This window comes from Kitasatospora sp. NPDC007106 (assembly GCF_040634455.1).
GTDB classification, from domain to species: Bacteria; Actinomycetota; Actinomycetes; order Streptomycetales; family Streptomycetaceae; genus Kitasatospora; species Kitasatospora arboriphila.
Genome location: NZ_JBEYFP010000004.1, coordinates 38,574 through 54,953, shown reverse-complemented (window position 1 = coordinate 54,953; position 16,380 = coordinate 38,574). Strand labels below are relative to the sequence as shown.

The 16,380-nt window shown below is 74.9% G+C and carries 13 protein-coding genes; 5 read left to right on the top strand and 8 right to left on the bottom strand.

Features of this window, described 5'->3' with window-relative positions; all coding sequences use genetic code 11:
- Positions 1 to 221: 221 nt before the first annotated feature.
- Positions 222 to 1,355 carry an alpha/beta hydrolase-fold protein gene (locus tag ABZ641_RS01120; RefSeq protein ID WP_344622532.1) on the bottom strand — a complete coding sequence of 378 codons (1,134 nt, stop codon included), beginning with the start codon at positions 1,353 to 1,355 and terminating at the stop codon, positions 222 to 224.
- Positions 1,356 to 1,512: 157 nt separating this feature from the next.
- Here ABZ641_RS01120 and ABZ641_RS01115 point away from each other — a divergent pair, with 157 nt between their 5' ends.
- Positions 1,513 to 1,743, top strand: coding sequence for a hypothetical protein (locus tag ABZ641_RS01115; RefSeq protein ID WP_344622531.1), 231 nt, complete (start codon positions 1,513 to 1,515; stop codon positions 1,741 to 1,743).
- 123 nt (positions 1,744 to 1,866) lie between these two features.
- On the opposite strand, the gene ABZ641_RS01110 is transcribed toward ABZ641_RS01115, so the two are convergent.
- Positions 1,867 to 2,469: an HAD hydrolase-like protein gene (locus tag ABZ641_RS01110; RefSeq protein ID WP_359978198.1), complete on the bottom strand. Its 603-nt coding sequence runs from the start codon at positions 2,467 to 2,469 to the stop codon at positions 1,867 to 1,869.
- A 375-nt stretch (positions 2,470 to 2,844) separates the two neighbouring features.
- Between ABZ641_RS01110 and ABZ641_RS01105 the strand changes: the two genes are divergently transcribed.
- Positions 2,845 to 3,228, top strand: coding sequence for a cold-shock protein (locus ABZ641_RS01105; protein ID WP_344622529.1), 384 nt, complete (start codon positions 2,845 to 2,847; stop codon positions 3,226 to 3,228).
- Between the two features lie 30 nt (positions 3,229 to 3,258).
- Here ABZ641_RS01105 and ABZ641_RS01100 read toward each other — a convergent pair whose 3' ends face one another.
- The 4 genes from ABZ641_RS01100 to ABZ641_RS01085 are packed head-to-tail and all read right to left on the bottom strand — an operon-like array spanning position 3,259 to position 6,665.
- Complete coding sequence (locus tag ABZ641_RS01100) at positions 3,259 to 4,101, bottom strand: 1,4-dihydroxy-6-naphthoate synthase (protein WP_359978196.1); 843 nt, start codon at positions 4,099 to 4,101, stop codon at positions 3,259 to 3,261.
- A complete protein-coding gene (locus ABZ641_RS01095) occupies positions 4,094 to 4,792 on the bottom strand; it encodes a futalosine hydrolase (protein WP_359978194.1) in 699 nt (232 codons plus the stop codon). The genes ABZ641_RS01100 and ABZ641_RS01095 overlap by 8 nt, the downstream gene beginning before the upstream one ends.
- Positions 4,793 to 4,802: 10 nt before the next feature.
- Positions 4,803 to 5,321, bottom strand: coding sequence for a hypothetical protein (locus ABZ641_RS01090; protein ID WP_359978191.1), 519 nt, complete (start codon positions 5,319 to 5,321; stop codon positions 4,803 to 4,805).
- 60 nt (positions 5,322 to 5,381) lie between these two features.
- Complete coding sequence (locus ABZ641_RS01085) at positions 5,382 to 6,665, bottom strand: MFS transporter (RefSeq protein ID WP_359978188.1); 1,284 nt, start codon at positions 6,663 to 6,665, stop codon at positions 5,382 to 5,384.
- A 507-nt stretch (positions 6,666 to 7,172) separates the two neighbouring features.
- On the opposite strand from ABZ641_RS01085, the gene ABZ641_RS01080 reads away from it, so the two are divergent.
- Together ABZ641_RS01080 and ABZ641_RS01075 are read left to right on the top strand one after the other, a co-directional pair.
- Positions 7,173 to 8,054, top strand: coding sequence for a DUF3027 domain-containing protein (locus ABZ641_RS01080; RefSeq protein ID WP_344622612.1), 882 nt, complete (start codon positions 7,173 to 7,175; stop codon positions 8,052 to 8,054).
- Positions 8,055 to 8,165: 111 nt separating this feature from the next.
- Positions 8,166 to 11,456, top strand: coding sequence for a molecular chaperone Hsp90 (locus ABZ641_RS01075; protein WP_344622525.1), 3,291 nt, complete (start codon positions 8,166 to 8,168; stop codon positions 11,454 to 11,456).
- Positions 11,457 to 11,509: 53 nt separating this feature from the next.
- Here the strand turns inward: ABZ641_RS01075 and ABZ641_RS01070 are convergent, their stop codons facing one another.
- Positions 11,510 to 13,939, bottom strand: a complete 2,430-nt coding sequence (locus ABZ641_RS01070; protein WP_359978185.1) for an HAD-IC family P-type ATPase — start codon at positions 13,937 to 13,939, stop codon at positions 11,510 to 11,512.
- Between the two features lie 53 nt (positions 13,940 to 13,992).
- The gene (locus ABZ641_RS01065) at positions 13,993 to 14,301 is read right to left on the bottom strand and encodes a DUF2530 domain-containing protein (RefSeq protein WP_344622523.1); all 309 of its coding nucleotides are present in this window, start codon (positions 14,299 to 14,301) and stop codon (positions 13,993 to 13,995) included.
- Positions 14,302 to 14,564: 263 nt separating this feature from the next.
- On the opposite strand from ABZ641_RS01065, the gene ABZ641_RS01060 reads away from it, so the two are divergent.
- A complete protein-coding gene (locus ABZ641_RS01060; protein ID WP_344622522.1) occupies positions 14,565 to 16,031 on the top strand; it encodes an NCS2 family permease in 1,467 nt (488 codons plus the stop codon).
- Positions 16,032 to 16,380 lie beyond the last annotated feature (349 nt).

Below are 16,380 nucleotides of genomic sequence, written 5' to 3'. Positions count from 1 at the left end.
GGACGCGCCGGACGCGCCGGACGCGGCGGGGGCGGCACCGCGGACGGCGGGCCGGGTGCACCCGGCCACGGCGGTGCCGACGCTCGCGGCGATCGCGGTCAGGACCGCCCGGCGGGTCGGCCGGTGGGGCATCGGGACCTCCCGGAGGTCGGGCATGTGCGTCCGATTATGAACGAAATGCCCGATCCTTCTGAGGAGCCGTCACCCCGCCGCGGCCGGGATCAGCGCGGGTCGGTGAGGTGTTCGCCCAGCCAGCCCAGCGAGGCCGGGAGCATCCGCGACCAGGTGTTGAAGTTGTGGCCGCCGGTGGCCAGGGTGATCGAGGAGACCTTCGTCTGCCCGCCCTTGGCGGCGGCGACGAACTTCTCGGTGCTGCCGTAGTAGTCGCCGTCGCCCTCGCGGCTTCCGCCGACGAGCAGCGAGACCGCCGGCCGGGGCCGGTGGGTGAGCCGCCAGGTCAGGTCGGCGTCCTCGCGGCGGTGGGCGTCGCCGCCGAAGAGGTCCCCGGTCGTGGCGTCCTCGGCCGCCTTGTAGTACCCGGAGAGGGAGACCGCGGCGGAGAACACGTCCGGGCTGCGCAGCGCCAGCTTGAGGGCGCAGTAGCCGCCGGTGGAGTTGCCGATCGCACCGAAGCTGCCGGGGCCGTCGGCCACCCGGTAGGCGGCCCGGATCGCGGCGGGCACGTCGGCGGTGAAGTAGGTCGCCGCCTTCGGACCGCCCGGGACGTCCTCGCACTCGGTGTCCCGCGGCATCGCCGGCGAGGGCCGCATCAGCACCAGCACCGTCGGCTTCATCCTGCCCTCGCGGATCAGCTGCAGCTCGGTGCCGGGGTAGTTCAGCTTGGTGATCAGGTTCTTGGCGTCGCCGGGGAAGCCGGTGATGGCGATCGCGGCGGGGAAGCGCTTGTCCTTGTACTCCGGCTGGAAATACTGCGGCGGCAGGTAGACGTAGCCGTCGGTGGCCAGGCCGGTGGAGGCGCCGGGGATGCGGATCCGCTCCAGCTTGCCGACCTGGGCCGCGTCCCGGCCGACGGTGTTGGTGCCGCGGACGTTCTCCGCGGACAGCCGCTGCACCCCGTGCGCCCGGCCGTCCAGCCGGTTCTGGATCGTCACCGGGCCCTGGTCGCCGGTGCCCAGCAGGTCGTCCCAGCTGCTGTAGAAGGCGAAGTAGTTGTTGGCCAGCAGGCCGAGGGTGCACATCACCGCCAGCTGCGTGCCGACGATGGTGCCGATCCGCCCCAGCACGGCCGCCCACGTCCGCTCGGCCAGCCGCGGCCAGAGCCAGACCGTGCCCGCGATCGCCGCCACCGCCACCAGGGCGGACAGCGCCAGCACTTTGTGGCTGGTGAGTCCCATTCTCCGCTCCCCCGTAAGCCCCGATTCCGGTCTCAGTGTCAAGGATCGCTGGGAGATTCCTGGGAGGACTCGGCGCGCAGGGTGAATCGTCCCCCGCCGAACGGCGGGGGGCGGAGAGCTGGGAGACTGATGGGGTCCGTGCTGTGAGGAGCCCGCTGTGAGCAAGCAGACCGCCGACCGTGGCGACGCCCTGGTCCGCGCCGGGGCGATCGTGTTCGCCGTCGGCGCGGTGGCGACCCTGGTCACCTTCGTCCCGCTGTTCTTCGACCTGACCAGGCTGCCCACCGCGGCCTACTGGATCTGCATGCTGATGCCGCTCGGCTTCCTGCTGTCGCTGGCCGGCCTGCTCGCCACCGCCCGGGCCGAACGCCGGCGCGCCCGGGACTGACGGCCGCCGGGGCCGACGCGGCCGGGGCCCGCCTCGAAGGGCGTACGGGTGCCTCACGGGCACATGGGAGCAGTTCCCCGCGCTCCCGAACCCGTCGGCCGAGCGCCCCGTGGACGCCGTCCCCTACAGGGCGTCCGCCAGCCAGGCCGGGAAGGCCGTGAGGTCGTCCAGGACGGCGTCCGCGCCGGCCGCGCGGAGCTCCTCGGCGGTGTACGGCCCGGTGGCCACCGCGACCGCGACGGCGCCCGCCGCCCGGGCACCGGCGATGTCGCCGAGGTGGTCGCCCACGTAGACGCCGGCGCCGTGTTCGCGCAGCGCGTCGCCCTTGGTCTCCGCCCACAGGTCGCCGACCAGGACGTCCACCTCCAGGCCGAAGTGCTCCAGGTGCAGCCGCGCGTTCCGCTCGTACTTGCCGGTGATCACCGCGACCCGGCCGCCGTGGGCCCGGACGGCGGCGACCGCCTCCAGGGCGCCGGGCAGCACGAGGGTCCCGGGCAGCGCGTACTCCCGGTACATCTCGCGGTACCGGTCGGCGATCTCGTCCAGCCGCTCGGCCGGGAACCAGTTGGCGAGCTCGCGCAGCAGCGGTGGCCCGAGCCGGCTGACCGCCAGCTCGCTGTCGATCCAGGTGCCGGTCTCGGCGGCGAGCGCGTCGTAGGTGGCCTTGATCCCGGGCCGGGTGTCCAGCAGCGTCATGTCGAGGTCGAAGCCGACGGTGAGAGCCATGCCCGCCAGCCTAGGCCGTGCCGGCCGTCCGCCGGCCGCCGTGCGGACCCCCTGCCACGTGCTCTCCGTCACTGCCCGCAGTTCCCCGGGGACCCAAAGTTTCGACCGCGGGCCCGGCCGGGTATGCAGCCCTCGCACGGGGTGGTCGATCACCCCGCTTCGTCTCCGGGGGGTGTCTGCCTGTGGATCGCGCCGTGCCGCGTCCCTGCCGGGCCGTGCCCCCGTCCGGACGTGCCGCTCGGGAGTGAGCGGCTGAGGGATCATTAATCCGCTGAGCGTCGCCGACCACCCGCGTAGGGTGGTCGGCTCGCCGTCCACCCGACGGGATCCGGCCACCGCCGGTCCCGCCCACACTCACAACGAGGACAGTTCGAGATGCCCACCGGCCAGGTCAAGTGGTTCAACGAGACGAAGGGATTCGGCTTCCTGTCGCGCGACGACGGGGGCGACGTCTTCGTCCACACCAAGGCGCTGCCCGCCGGGGTCACCACGCTGAGGCCGGGCCAGCGCGTCGAGTTCGGGATCGTCGCGGGCCACCGCGGCGACCAGGCGATGGGCGTCACGCTGCTCGACGCCCTGCCGTCGGTCGCCGCCGCCCAGCGCCGCAGCCCCGACGACATGGCACCGATCGTGCAGGACCTGATCACCACGCTGGACGCCGTCCTGCCGGGCCTGCAGCGCGGCCGCTACCCCGCCAAGCCGGCCGGCCAGAAGCTCGCCGTGATGCTGCGGGCGGTCGCGGACCAGTTCGACGTCTGACCGGACCGCCCGCACCAGGGCGTCAGGACCTCAGAAGCGCAGCGCACCCGGGTCGACCGAGGGCACCAGCCCCTCCGCGGCGGCCCGGGTGAGCAGCGTCTCGACCGCCGCGTACCCCTCCGCGCCGAGGTCCTCGGTGAACGCGTTGACGTAGAGGCCGATGTGCTGGTCGGCCACCGCCGGGTCCATCTCCTGCGCGTGCTCCAGCACGTACGCCCGGGAGTCCTCCGGGGCGTCCCAGGCGGCCCGCACCGAGGCGCGCAGGGTGTCGGCCAGCTCCTTCAGCCGGTCGGCGCCGAGCGAGCGCCGGGCCACGATCGCGCCGAGCGGGATCGGCAGCCCGGTCTCCCGCTCCCAGGCCTCGCCCATGTCGGCGAGGCGGTGCAGCCCGTACCGCCCGTACGTGAAGCGGGCCTCGTGGATCACCAGTCCGGCGTCCACCCGGCCGTCCCGCACCGCGGGCATGATCTCGTGGAAGGGCATCACGACGATCCTCCCGAAGCCGCCGGGCACGGCCTTCGCGGCCCAGAGCCGGAACAGCAGGTAGGCCGTCGAGCGCTCGCTCGGCACCGCCACCGTGCCGCCCGTCAGGTCGGCGTCCGGCTCCCGGGTCAGCACCAGCGGGCCGCAGCCGCGCCCCAGCGCCCCGCCGCAGGGCAGCAGCGCGTACTCCTCCAGCACCCAGGGCAGCTGCCCGTAGCTGATCTTCAGCAGGTCGAGCTCGCCGCGCTCGGCCATGCCGTTGGTGACGTCGATGTCGGCGAACAGCACCTCGGGCGCGTCGGCGCCGGGCACCAGGCCGTGCGCCCAGGCGTGGAAGACGAAGGTGTCGTTGGGGCACGGCGAGTACGCGACCCGCAGCGGCTCAGCCATCAGCGGCCTCCTGGAGCAGTTCGGGGTACGGCAGCGCCGCGAAGGCCCGCTCCAGGGCCCCGAGCGCCTCGCCGATCCGCCAGGCGGCGCGGTCGCGCGGGCCGACGGGGTTGGACACGGTCCTGATCTCCAGGACGGGCAGGCCGGACCGGGCGGCGGCCTCGGCCACGCCGAAGCCCTCCATCGCCTCCGCGACCGCACCCGGATGACGGGCCGCCAGCGCGGCGGCCCGCTCGGCGCTGCCGGTCACCGTCGAGACGGTGAGCACCGGGCCGACCACGGCGTCCAGGGCCTTCGCCGCCAGGGCGGCCGCGTCCGGTGCGGGCCGGTGCCGCACGCTGCCGAAGCCCAGCTCGGTCACGTCCCGGAAGCCCTCCGGGGTCTCGGCGCCGAGGTCGGCCGCGACGATCCCGGAGGCGACCACCGTCGCGCCGACCGGCGCGTGCGGGGCGAAGCCGCCCGCGATGCCGGCCGACACCACCAGCCGGAACCGGCCGGTGGCCAGGGCCGCCGCCGTCGCCGCGGCCGCCGCGGCCGGGCCGACCCCGCCGGCCAGCACCTCGACCGGAACGCCCGGCGCCCCGGCGCGCGCGAGCCCGCGCAGCACCGCGTCGGCCTCGGCCTGCACGGCGACGACGACGAGCAGCCCGGCCGGGGGGCCGGACTGCTCGTCGTCGTACCTGGGGCTCATCGCCGGAGGGTCAGTCCTGGGTCTTCATGTCGAAGTACCAGATGCCCAGGATCTCCTGGGTCTTCTGGTCGGCCTCGACGACCGTCACGGTGGTGGTGCCCGAGGAGTTCAGCACCTGCGAGGCCGGCACCGAGCCGGACCAGGTGGTGCCGCGGGTGTCCTGCGCGAGCGGGGTCTGGCCCTGGGCGCCGCCGTCGGTGAAGGCGAACCAGCCGCGGTCCGCGACGGACGGCGGCACACCCACGCCGATCCGGTCGCTGGCCTGCACGTCGGTCGACGGCAGGGTGTTGGCCTCGCGGGCCTTCTTCGCGTCCACCTGGCACTTGGCGAGGACGTCCTGCGGCAGCGCCTTGCCGTCGTTGTAGCAGAACGGCGCCGAGGTGATCGACGAACGGCCGACCGTCAGGGTCACGACGTGCTCGTCGGGCTTGCCCTGGTCGGCAGCGTGCGCGATGGAGATGCCGACCGTGCCGGCGCCGATCACGACCACGGCGCCGATGGCGGCGATTGCACGGGTGCTGAGGCTCATGGGCAAGAGGCTACCGGGCTTTCGCGATCACGCGACGCGGGGGTGGCCGAGTCGCCGCGGCTATGCCACCCGTGGCCGAGTGGCCGTCCCGCGCAACCCCACCTTGAACAGCGAGCGCAGCGTCCACAGCAGCATCACCGTCATCACCGCCGCCGCCAGTGCCAGGCCCAGCGTCGCGTTCAGCGGCAGCGAGATGCCGACCACGCCGCCCACGACCCAGCACAGCTGAAGGACCGTCTCCGACCGCGCGAAGGCGGACGTCCGCACCGCCTCCGGCACGTCCCGCTGGATCACCGCGTCCAGCGCCAGCTTCCCCAGCGAGGCCGCCATGCCCGAGGCCGCCGCCACCACGGCGATCGTCAGCAGGCTGTACCAGATCGCCGCCGCTGCCGAGGCCATCGCCGCCAGCAGCAGCATCGCGGCGACCGTCGCCTCCGAACCGCGGGTCTTCAGCCAGGAGCCGAACACCGACCCCAGCGCGTTGCCCACCCCCGCCGACGCGGCCACGATGCCCAGCGCCGCCGTCTCCGGCACCCCGCTCACCGGCTCCTTGCGGACCAGGAACGCCAGGAACATCACCAGGAACCCCACCAGCCACCGCAGCGAGGACACCGCCCGCAGCGCCAGGATCACCGACGGGCCGACCGTCCGCAGGATCGCCTTCGACGACCGGGCGCCGTGCCCCTCGGCGTGCATCACCGCACGCTGCTCGCCCTTGGCCGAGTCCACCTTGTGCGGCAGGTGAAACGCCATCAGCGTGCCGATCACGAAGACCAGGAACGCCCCGCGCAGCGGCCACCCCGGACCGGCCAGGTGCAGCAGCCCGCCCACCCCGGCCGCGACCATCGTCGCCAGCAGGCCGGCCAGCGTCACCCGGGAGTTCGCCTTCACCAGCGACAACTGCGGCGGCAGCAGCCGCGGCACCACCACGCTGCGCACCACCCCGTACGACTTCGAGGCGACCAGCACGCCCAGCGCTTCGGGATAGAGGGCGATCCCCCCTCCGGCGATCGACCCGGCCATCGTCCAGGCCAGGATCGCCCGGGCCAGCATCGACATCGCCATCGCCGAACGGCGGCCGTGCGGCAGCTTGTCGAGCAGCGGACCGATCACCGGTGCCAACAGCGCGAACGGCGCCATGGTGATCAGCAGGTAGAGCGCGACCCGGCCGCGGGCCTCGCCGGTCGGCACCGAGAAGAAGATGGTGGAGGCCAGCGCGATGGTGATGAGCATGTCGCCGAAGGAGTTCAGCGCGTGCAGCTCGATCAGCTTCGCCAGCCCCGACTCGCCGGCGCCCTCCGCCGACGTCGCCCGCCGGATCCGCCGGCCGGTGCCGTGCACCATCCGGCCGGTCCGCACACCCGCCGCGGAAGCTCCCCTGACCAGTGCGTTCTTCGGCCTGCCGGCCTTCGGCGGCGTCTGCTCCCCGGCAGCTCCGGCGTCGGTGTCCGGATCCTGCGGCGGCACAGCCCTCACTCCCGAGGGACCCTCCGGCTGCGGAGCGTCCACGCCGTGCTGCGAGGGGGTCTCGTCCGCCACATACGCCATCCTGCCCGAGAATCAGCGACCGTACGACTGTTGACCCGGTGCGGCTTCCGCGGAACGCCGCGCGCGGCCCCGGACTGTGCCCGGACGCCGACCGGCGGGTAGCCTGCACTACGCGCACGGGGTTGGGACGGACCGGGCGGGGCGGCGCGGCCGGTGCCGGGGACGGACCCAGGTCGCGCAGAATAAGAAGTGCCCCTCGTACAGCTTCGGCGGGCGGGGCACCACCCCCGGACGGCCCCGGCCGTGCGCGGGACCGCCGCCGGACAACAGGACTGGGAGAGAATCGACGCCGTGAGCGCTGCGATGCGAAGCCGTACCCCCGACCGGCTCTGTGCCGAGGCCGTCGAACTCGCCCGCCAGGCCGCCGTCGAGATGGTCGGACCGGAGACCGTCGGCGCCCACCTCGGCGTCCGCGCCGAGGCCGACCGCGTGGTCACCCACACCTTCGAGTGCCTCGACGCCGCCTACCGCGGCTGGCACTGGGCGGTCACCGTGGCCCGTGCACCACGCGCCAAGAACGTCACCCTCGACGAGGTCGTCCTGCTGCCCGGCGACGACGCCGTCCTCGCCCCGCAGTGGGTGCCGTGGAGCGAGCGCCTGCGCCCCGGCGACATGGGCCCCGGCGACCTGCTGCCCACCGGCGCCGACGACCTCCGGCTGGAGCCCGGTTGGAGCGGCGAGGACGAGCCCGCCCCCAACTCCGCGATGAGCGAGGCCGCGGAGGAGGACGTCGTCCTCACCGATCCGCACGTCCAGCCCGCCCCGGCCCGCGCCCGGATCGGCGCCGTCGCCGAGGAGCTCGGCCTCGCCCGGCCCCGGGTGCTCTCCCGGCTCGGCCTGCACCTCGCCGCGGAACGCTGGGACTCGGCCTTCGGCCCGCAGACGCCGATGGCGCAGGCCGCCCCGGCCAACTGCGACACCTGCGGCTTCCTGATCCCGATCGGCGGCTCGCTCGGCCAGGCGTTCGGCGTGTGCGGCAACGAGTTCGGCCCCGCCGACGGCCAGGTCGTCGCCTTCGGGTACGGCTGCGGCGGCCACTCCGAGGCCGCGGTGCTGCCCGCCCCGCCCACCCCCTCCGAGCTGATCCTCGACGAGACCGTCGTCGAGCCGCTCACCCTCCACCCCGACCGCACCGGCGGCTCCGTCGAGCCCGACGCCCCCGCCGAGGAGCTCGGCCACTCCTGACGGAGCGGACACCCGCCCCGCGTGCGCCGTCCCCTGCGGTCGGAACTGTCCGTCCGGCAGGGGAGAATGCGGACGTACGCAGGGTGCGGACGGCGGAAGGCGGCAGGGCCAGTGGAGCCTCGGATCATCGGCGGTACGGACGGGCAGACGGCGGACGTCTTCGACACAGCGGGCCTGCGCCACCGCGTCCTGGACGCGTGGACGGCCGCGCCCGCACGCTTCCGGGAGGACGCCAACGCCGAGGAGGAGCTCGCCCTCGGCGGCTACCGCGACCGCCTGATCGTCGAGCTCGCCCAGAACGCCGCCGACGCCGCCGCCCGCAACGGCACCGCCCCGGGCCGGCTGCGGCTGATCCTCCGCGACGGCGTGCTGGCCGCCGCCAACACCGGCGCCCCGCTGGACGCCACCGCGGTGGAGTCGCTCTCCACCCTCCGCGCCTCGGCCAAGCGCCCCGAGGACGTCCCCACCGTCGGCCGCTTCGGCGTCGGCTTCTCGGCCGTGCTGGCGGTCGCCGACGAGCCCGCGGTGCTGTCCACGCACGGGTCCGTCCGCTGGTCGCTGTCCGAGGCCTCCGCGCTGGTCGGCGCCCGCCCGCAGCTCACCGAGGAGCTGCGCCGCCGCGAGGGCCACGTCCCGCTGCTGCGCCTGCCGTTCCCCGCCGAGGGGTCCGCCCCGGACGGCTACGACACGGTGGTGGTGCTGCCGCTGCGGGACGCCGCCGCCGAGGACCTGACCCGCCGTCTGCTCGCCGAGATCGACGACGCGCTGCTGCTGACCCTGCCCGGCCTCGCCGAGATCGTGGTGGAGACGCCGGAGGGCGTCCGCACGCTGACCCGGTCCGCGGACGCCCCGCGTCCGGACGGCATCACCACCGTCACCATCACCGACGGCGACCGGGCCACCGTCTGGCAGACGGTCGGCGCCGAGGGCACCGTCGCCGCCCCTCTGCTGGCCGACCGGACGACCGAGGAGCGCGCCCGCCCGTACTGGTCGGTGGTCTGGGCGGTGCCGGTCTCCGACACCGGAATGCCGCAGCCGCTGCGGACCACCGCGGTGGTGCACGCGCCGACGCCCAGCGACGAGCCGCTCGGCGTGCCCGCGCTGCTGATCGCCGGCTACCCGCTGGACTCCACCCGCCGCCACGTCGCCCCCGGCCCGCTCACCGACTTCCTCACCGAACGCGCCGCGGACGCCTACGCCGAGCTGCTGAAGGCCCGCGGGGCGGACCTCGGCTCGCTCTCCCTGGTGCCCGGCCGCCTCGGCCACGGCGCGCTGGACAACGCGCTGCGCGCCGCGATCCTGGACCGGCTGCCCGGCACGCCGTTCCTGCCGCACCCGGGCCCGGTCGAGGAGGGCACCCCGGCGCTGCGGCCGCGCGACGCGACGCTGCTGGAGGGCGCGGACGGCTCGGTGGTGTCCGCGCTGGCGCCGATCTTCCCCGGCCTGCTGCCGGCCGGCCTGGAGCGCCGCCCCGAGCTGCGGGCGCTGGACGTCCGCCGGGTGCCGCTGGCCGAGGTGGTCGACCAGCTCGGCGGCCTGGACCGGGAGCCCGCCTGGTGGCGCAACCTGTACGCGGCGCTGGCCGGGGCCGACCCGGAGGCGCTGGGCGCCCTGCCGGTGCCGCTGGCCGACGGCCGGACGGTGACCGGCCCGCGCCGGGTCCTGCTGCCCTCCGACCCGGCGGACTGGGCCGGCTACGAGGGGTACCCCGACTCGCTGGCCGAGGCGCTCGGCCTGCTCGACCTGCGGCTCGCCCACCCGGAGGCCGCCCACCCGCTGCTGGCCAAGCTCGGCGCCGTGACGGCGACCCCGGCCGGCGTGCTGGACACCCCGGAGGTGCGGGCCGCCGTCGCCCGCTCGCTGGAGGTCGGCGAGGACGACTTCGACGCCGCGGTCGACCTGGCCGACGCGGTGCTCGCGCTGGTGAAGGCCGCCGAGGCCGGCCCGGGCGACCACCCGTGGCTGGCCCGCCTGGCACTCCCGGACGACGAGGGCGAGCTGACCCGGGCCGGCGAGCTGATCATCCCGGACTCCCCGTTCGCCGACCTGGCCCGGGACGGCGACGCCGCCTACGTCGACGAGGACCTGCTGGAGCGCTGGGGTCCGGACGTGCTGGCCGCCGCCGGTGCACTGGCCGGCTTCGTGCTGGTCCGCGCCGAGGACGTGGTGCTCGACCCGGACGACCTGGAGCGGCTCGACCCGACCGTGCCCGCCGACCGGGCCGCCGGCGGCTCCCCCACGGGCCTGGTCGACGAGGCCCCGGACGGCCTCGCCGAATGGTGCGAGGACACCCTGGAGGCGCTGCACGCCGACGACAGCGGGGAGATCGGCGTGCCGCCGGTCGCCGCCGAGCTGCTCGCCGTCCGCGACCTCGACCTGGTCGACGACGCGGCCTGGCCGCAGGCGCTGAAGGTGCTCGCCCGCCCGCCGTACCGGGACGCCGTGGTGAACCCGGTGCGCACCCTGCTGCCGGACGGCCGCTACGTCGACCTGCCGCCGTACACGGCGTGGTGGCTGCGCGACCACCCGGTGCTGGACGGCCGGGAGCCGGCCGGCCTGCGCGCGGCCGGCGCCGACCCGCTGCTGCGCGGCCTGTACGACGAGGCCCGCACCGACCTGGACGAGCAGTTCCTGCACGCCCTCGGGGTGCGCACCACGCTGGCCGCGCTGCTCGCCGAGCCGCACGGCCCGGAGGAGCTGCTCGACCGCCTGGTGGACGACGCCTCCGACGTGACCCACCGCCAGCTGCACGGCATCCACACCCAGCTCGCCGCGCTGCCGGCCGGGCGGGTCGAGCCGCTGGACGTCGTCCGGGCGCTCGCCCCGCTGGACCCGGAGACCGGCCGCCGCCCCGACACCACGGTGATCGTGGACGCCGCGCAGGCGGTCGTCGCCGACGCGCCGGACCTGGTCGAGCTGCTGCACGACCACCCGGTGCTGCCGGTCGCCCCGGAGCTGGCCGCGGCCCTCGCCGAGCGGCTGAACGTGTCGCTGGCCAGCGAGGTGGCGGGTGGCCGGGTGCTCTCCGACGGCGTGCTGCACCGGGTGCCGGCCGTGGTCCGCGAGCTGCTGCCGGGCTGCCCGGCCGCCTACGAGGAGCACGAGGAGCTGCTGGTGGTCGGCCCGGACGGCGGGGAGGCGCACGTCGACTGGCGCTGGGACGCGGCCGCCGGCACGCCGGAGGTGCCGTACGCCCCGGAGGACGCCGAGGCGGGCGACGAGGACGACGAGTTCGAGGTGCCGCCGGTGCCGGGCCTGCTGCACGCGGCCACCCCGGAGGGCCTGGCGGCCGGCCTCGCCTGGTCGGTCGGCCAGTGGCACCGCCGGTTCGAGGTCCTCGCCGCGCTGGCCGAGCCGGACCGCGCCTACGAGCTGCTGAACGCCCGCGACTACGAGTCCTGACCGGCGCCGTGCCGGGGCCCGCACCCGCGGGTCCCGGCCGGCCCGGACGGGCCTCAGCCCACGCCGTTCCCGGCGGGCTCGGAGCGGAGCACGATCACCCGCCAGCTGATCTCCAGCAGCACGCCCGCGATCCCGGCGATCACCACCCCGAGCCAGGGGTCGCGGACGCCGGCCAGTTCGAGCTGGAAGAAGTCGGAGAGCCAGGGCACCGTCAGCACCAGCGCGAACGCCCCTCCCATCGCCGCGATCAGCAGGATCCGCCACCAGGAGTACGGCCGGGCGACGATCGCCAGCACCCACATCGCCACCAGGAAGAGCGTCAGCGTCGCCACGCTGGTGTCAGCCTTCAGGTCGGTGCCGTCGTCGGCCCGGGCCAGCATGTACGAGGTGAAGGTGGCGGCGCCGGCGATCACCCCGCCGGGGACGGCGAACCGCAGTACCCGCCGGACGAAGCCCGTCCTGGCCCGCTCGTTGTTGGGCGCGAGGGCGAGGAAGAAGGCCGGCACGCCGATGGTGAGGGTGGAGAGCACGGTGGAGTGCCGGGGCAGGAACGGGTACGGCACGTGGGTGAAGACGACCAGCAGGGCGAGCAGCACCGAGTAGACGGTCTTCACCAGGAAGAGGGTGGCGACCCGCTCGATGTTGCCGATCACCCGGCGGCCCTCGGCGACCACCGAGGGCAGGGTGGCGAAGGAGTCGTCGAGCAGCACGATCTGGGCGACCGCGCGGGTGGCGTCGCTGCCGGTGCCCATGGCGACGCCGATGTCGGCGTCCTTCAGCGCCAGCACGTCGTTGACGCCGTCGCCGGTCATCGCCACGGTGTGCCCGCGGGACTGCAGCGCGCCGACCAGGTCGCGCTTCTGCTGCGGGGTGACCCGCCCGAAGACGGATGCCATGTCGGCGGCGTCGGCGAAGGCGGCCGGGTCGTCGTGGGGGAGGGTGCGGGCGTCCACCGGCTGGTCGGCGCCGGGCAGGTCGAGGTGGCCGGCGACCGCGCCGACCGCCACCGCCGCGTCGCCGGAGATCACCTTGGCCCGGACCTTCTGCCGCTCGAAGTAGCGCAGGGTCTCGGCGGCGTCCGCGCGCAGCCGCTGCTGGAGCACCACCAGGGCGAGCGGCTCCAGCCCGGCCGCCGGGTCGGGGTCGTCCAGCGGCACGGGTGAGCGGCCGAGCAGCAGCACCCGCAGCCCGCGGGCGCCGAGCCCGTCGGCCTCGGCCAGCGCCGGGTGCCCGGCCGGCAGCAGGACGTCGGGGGCACCGAGCAGCCAGCTGCCCTCGCCGCCCTGAGGTTCGGCGAGCCGGGCCGCGCTCCACTTGCGGGCGGACGAGAACGGCACGGACTCGACCACCCGCCAGTGGCCGTCCGGCGGGGGGCCGTAGGCCTCGATGACGGCCTGCATGGAGGGGTTGGGGCGGGCGTCCGCGGCGCCGAGCGCGCCGAGCGCCTCGCGGAGGGTCTCCGGTGCGCCGTGCCGGGCCCGGCCGTCGGCGAGCGGCCGCAGCTCCAGCAGGTCCATCCCGCCCTCGGTGAGGGTGCCGGTCTTGTCCAGGCAGACGGTGTCGACCCGGGCGAGCCCCTCGATCGCGGGCAGCTCCTGCACCAGGCACTGGCGGCGGCCGAGGCGGATCACGCCGATCGCGAAGGCGACCGAGGTCAGCAGCACCAGGCCCTCGGGCACCATCGGCACGATCCCGGCCACCATCCGGCGGACGGCCTCCTGCCAGTCGTTGCGCTCCACCGCGAGCTGGCTGACGATCAGGCCGAGCGCGGTCGGCACCAGCAGCCAGGTGATGAACTTGAGGATCTCGTCGATGCCGCTGCGCAGCTCGGAGCGGACGAGGGTGAACTTGGCGGCCTCCTCGGAGAGCCGGGCGGCGTAGGCCTCCCGGCCGACCTTGGTGGCGGTGAACGCACCCGCGCCGGCGACGACGAAGCTGCCGGACATGACCTGGTCGCCGGGGCGCTTGAGGACGGAGTCGGGTTCGCCGGTGAGCAGCGACTCGTCGATCTCCAGGCCGTCGGCCTCGGTGACGGTGCCGTCGACGACGACCTTGTCGCCGATGCCGAGCAGCACGGTGTCGTCGAGCACGACCGCGGAGGTGGCCACGGCCAGCGCGGCGCCGTCCCGGCGGACCTGCGGCTTGGCCTCGCCGATCAGCGCGAGGCTGTCGAGGGTGCGCTTGGCCCGCAGCTCCTGGACGATGCCGATCGCCGTGTTGGCCACGATGACCAGGCCGAACAGGCCGTCCTGGATCGGGCCGACCACCAGGATGATCGCGAACATCACGCCGATGATGGCGTTGAAGCGGGTGAAGACGTTGGCCCGGACGATCTCGCGGACGGAGCGGCTGGAGCGCACCGGGACGTCGTTGACCTGTCCGCGGGCGACCCGCTCGGCGACCTCGGCCGCCGTCAGCCCGCCCCGACGCCCGGACGGCCCCGGGTGTCCTGCCTCGGCCGTGCCCTCCGCGGGATGCGTCATGGGTCCGACTCTAGGTGGGGCCCCGGGCCGGTGCCGCTCCGCCGAGGGGGCGGTCAGTCCAGACGAGTGGCGGGGCCCTCGGGGCTCTGCGCGCCCGTCGCGGCCCCGGTCGCGGCCTCGGCGGCCCGGGCGCGGCGGATGGCGTCCCGGCGGGCGCGGCAGTACCAGAGGCCGATCAGGCCGAGCAGGCCGCCGGAGAGGCAGATCCACGGCCAGGTGCCGTGGCCGTGCTGCTCCAGGGTGCCCTTGAAGGGCAGCAGGGCGAGGAAGGCGACGAACCACAGCGCCGTGCCGCCGCCGACGATGGCGACGTCGTTGGCCTCCAGCGGCGGGGGCGAGGGGCGCAGCGGGGTCTTGGGCATGGCCCCTAGGGTACGGGGACGAGGAGCCTCCGGTGCAGGGGTGGCGGGCGCCCGACGACCGATTCTGCGGGTGGATGGCCGTAAGGGCCTTCTTCTACGCGCGAAGATGGCGTGCGAACGAGCGAAAACTCATACTTGGGCTTCCGGTTGCTGCTACGCGCGTCATTCCGCCCGTCCGGCAGGCCGCCGGTGGACCGGGTCAGTGCCGCCCCGGGTTCCGCCGTCACCACCCCCGTCCGTGCCCCCACCCGACGAGGACCCGCATGTCTCCGCAGGCCCAGCCGACGTCCGCGCTCGACGCGCCGTCCGTGCCCTCCGCCGCACCGCAGCCCCCCACCGGTGTGCTCGACCGCTTCTTCCGGATCACCGAGCGCGGCTCCACGCTGCCCCGGGAGATCCGCGGCGGCGTCGCCACCTTCTTCACCATGGCCTACATCCTGGTGCTGAACCCGATCATCCTGGCCAACGCCACGGACATGACCGGCGCGCACCTCGACAGCGGGCAGCTGGTCACCGCCACCGCGCTCACCGCGGGCCTCACCACCCTGCTGATGGGCGTCATCGGCAACGTGCCGATCGCACTCGCGGCCGGCCTCGGCGTCAACAGCATCGTCGCCCTCCAGCTCGCCCCCCGGATGACCTGGGCCGAGGCGATGGGCATGGTCGTGCTGGCCGGCTTCGCGATCCTGCTGCTGGTCGCCACCGGCCTGCGCGAGCGCGTGATGAACGCCGTGCCGCTCGGCCTGCGCAAGGCCATCGCGATCGGCATCGGCCTGTTCATCGCCCTGATCGGCCTGGTCGACGCCGGCTTCGTCAGCCGGATCCCGGACGCCGCGCACACCACCGTCCCGCTGCAGCTCGGCGGCAGCGGCCACCTGCTGGGCTGGCCGGTGCTGGTCTTCGTGCTCGGCCTGCTGCTCACCCTGGTGCTGCTGGTCCGCAAGGTGCCCGGCGCGATCCTGATCGGCATCGTCGTCGCCACCGTCGTCGCCCTGGTGATCGAGCAGGTCGTCGGCCTCGGGCAGGGCTGGGGCCTGACCGTCCCGACCTGGCCGGGCAGCCCGGTCGCCGCCCCGGACTTCGGCCTGATCGGCAAGGTCGACCTGGTCGGCGGCTTCCACCACGCCGGTGCGCTCACCGGTGTGCTGTTCGTCTTCACCGTGCTGATGTCCTGCTTCTTCGACGCGATGGGCACCATCCTCGGCGTCGCCGACGAGGCGCACCTGCTCGACGAGAAGGGCGACCTGCCGGGCATCAACAAGATCCTCATGGTGGACGGCATCGCCACCGCGGCCGGCGGCGCCACCTCCTGCTCGGCCAACACCTGCTACGTGGAGTCCACCGCGGGCGTCGGCGAGGGCGCCCGGACGGGCTTCGCCTCGGTCGTCACCGGCGTGCTGTTCCTGTTCGCGCTGTTCCTGACCCCGGTGGCCACCATGGTGCCCGCGCAGGCCGCCACCCCGGCGCTGGTCGCGGTCGGCTTCCTGATCCTGGCCAACTCGATCAAGGAGATCGACTGGGCCGACCACACCATCGCGATCCCGGCGTTCCTGACCATCGTCCTGATGCCGTTCACCTACTCGATCACCAACGGCCTGGGCATGGGCTTCATCGCCTTCTGCGTGCTGCGCCTGGCGGCCGGCCGAGGCCGCGAGGTGCCCGCGGCGATGTACGCGGTGTCCGCGGTGTTCGCCTTCTACTACCTGATGCCGGCGCTCGGCCTGCTCTGACCTCCGCCGCCGTACGGGCCCTCCCACCGGATCCCCGGGGGAGGGCCCTTCGCGTTCCCGGCGCCGGCGGCGTGCGCGCCGTGCCGGCCCGGGGGGGAGCGGACCGGCGCATTCGGGGGGCGTACGGGTGGCGATCCGGCGTCGATTCGAGGGAGGGGTCGGCCGTTCCGGGCGGGTGTTGTGCAGGGGCCGTCGACCCGTCCCGATCTGGCAACTTGCGTGTGCATGACCATGCTTGGATGGCCCGACCCCGCCCGGCGGCGGCCCGTCCGGCCCACCCCGGGGCGCGGATCCGGTGACGCCGGCAGCGCTCCCGGGTAGGCATCTGCGTCATCCGGAGCCGACCGGC

Coding starts and splice junctions, on each gene's coding strand:
- ABZ641_RS01120 (WP_344622532.1), bottom strand. CDS start 1,355: ATGGGACTCACCAGCCACAAAGTGCTGGCGCTGTCCGCCCTGGTGGCG.
- ABZ641_RS01110 (WP_359978198.1), bottom strand. CDS start 2,469: ATGGCTCTCACCGTCGGCTTCGACCTCGACATGACGCTGCTGGACACC.
- ABZ641_RS01105 (WP_344622529.1), top strand. CDS start 2,845: ATGCCCACCGGCCAGGTCAAGTGGTTCAACGAGACGAAGGGATTCGGC.
- ABZ641_RS01100 (WP_359978196.1), bottom strand. CDS start 4,101: ATGGCTGAGCCGCTGCGGGTCGCGTACTCGCCGTGCCCCAACGACACC.
- ABZ641_RS01095 (WP_359978194.1), bottom strand. CDS start 4,792: ATGAGCCCCAGGTACGACGACGAGCAGTCCGGCCCCCCGGCCGGGCTG.
- ABZ641_RS01090 (WP_359978191.1), bottom strand. CDS start 5,321: ATGAGCCTCAGCACCCGTGCAATCGCCGCCATCGGCGCCGTGGTCGTG.
- ABZ641_RS01085 (WP_359978188.1), bottom strand. CDS start 6,665: ATGGTGCACGGCACCGGCCGGCGGATCCGGCGGGCGACGTCGGCGGAG.
- ABZ641_RS01080 (WP_344622612.1), top strand. CDS start 7,173: ATGCGAAGCCGTACCCCCGACCGGCTCTGTGCCGAGGCCGTCGAACTC.
- ABZ641_RS01070 (WP_359978185.1), bottom strand. CDS start 13,939: ATGACGCATCCCGCGGAGGGCACGGCCGAGGCAGGACACCCGGGGCCG.
- ABZ641_RS01065 (WP_344622523.1), bottom strand. CDS start 14,301: ATGCCCAAGACCCCGCTGCGCCCCTCGCCCCCGCCGCTGGAGGCCAAC.
- ABZ641_RS01060 (WP_344622522.1), top strand. CDS start 14,565: ATGTCTCCGCAGGCCCAGCCGACGTCCGCGCTCGACGCGCCGTCCGTG.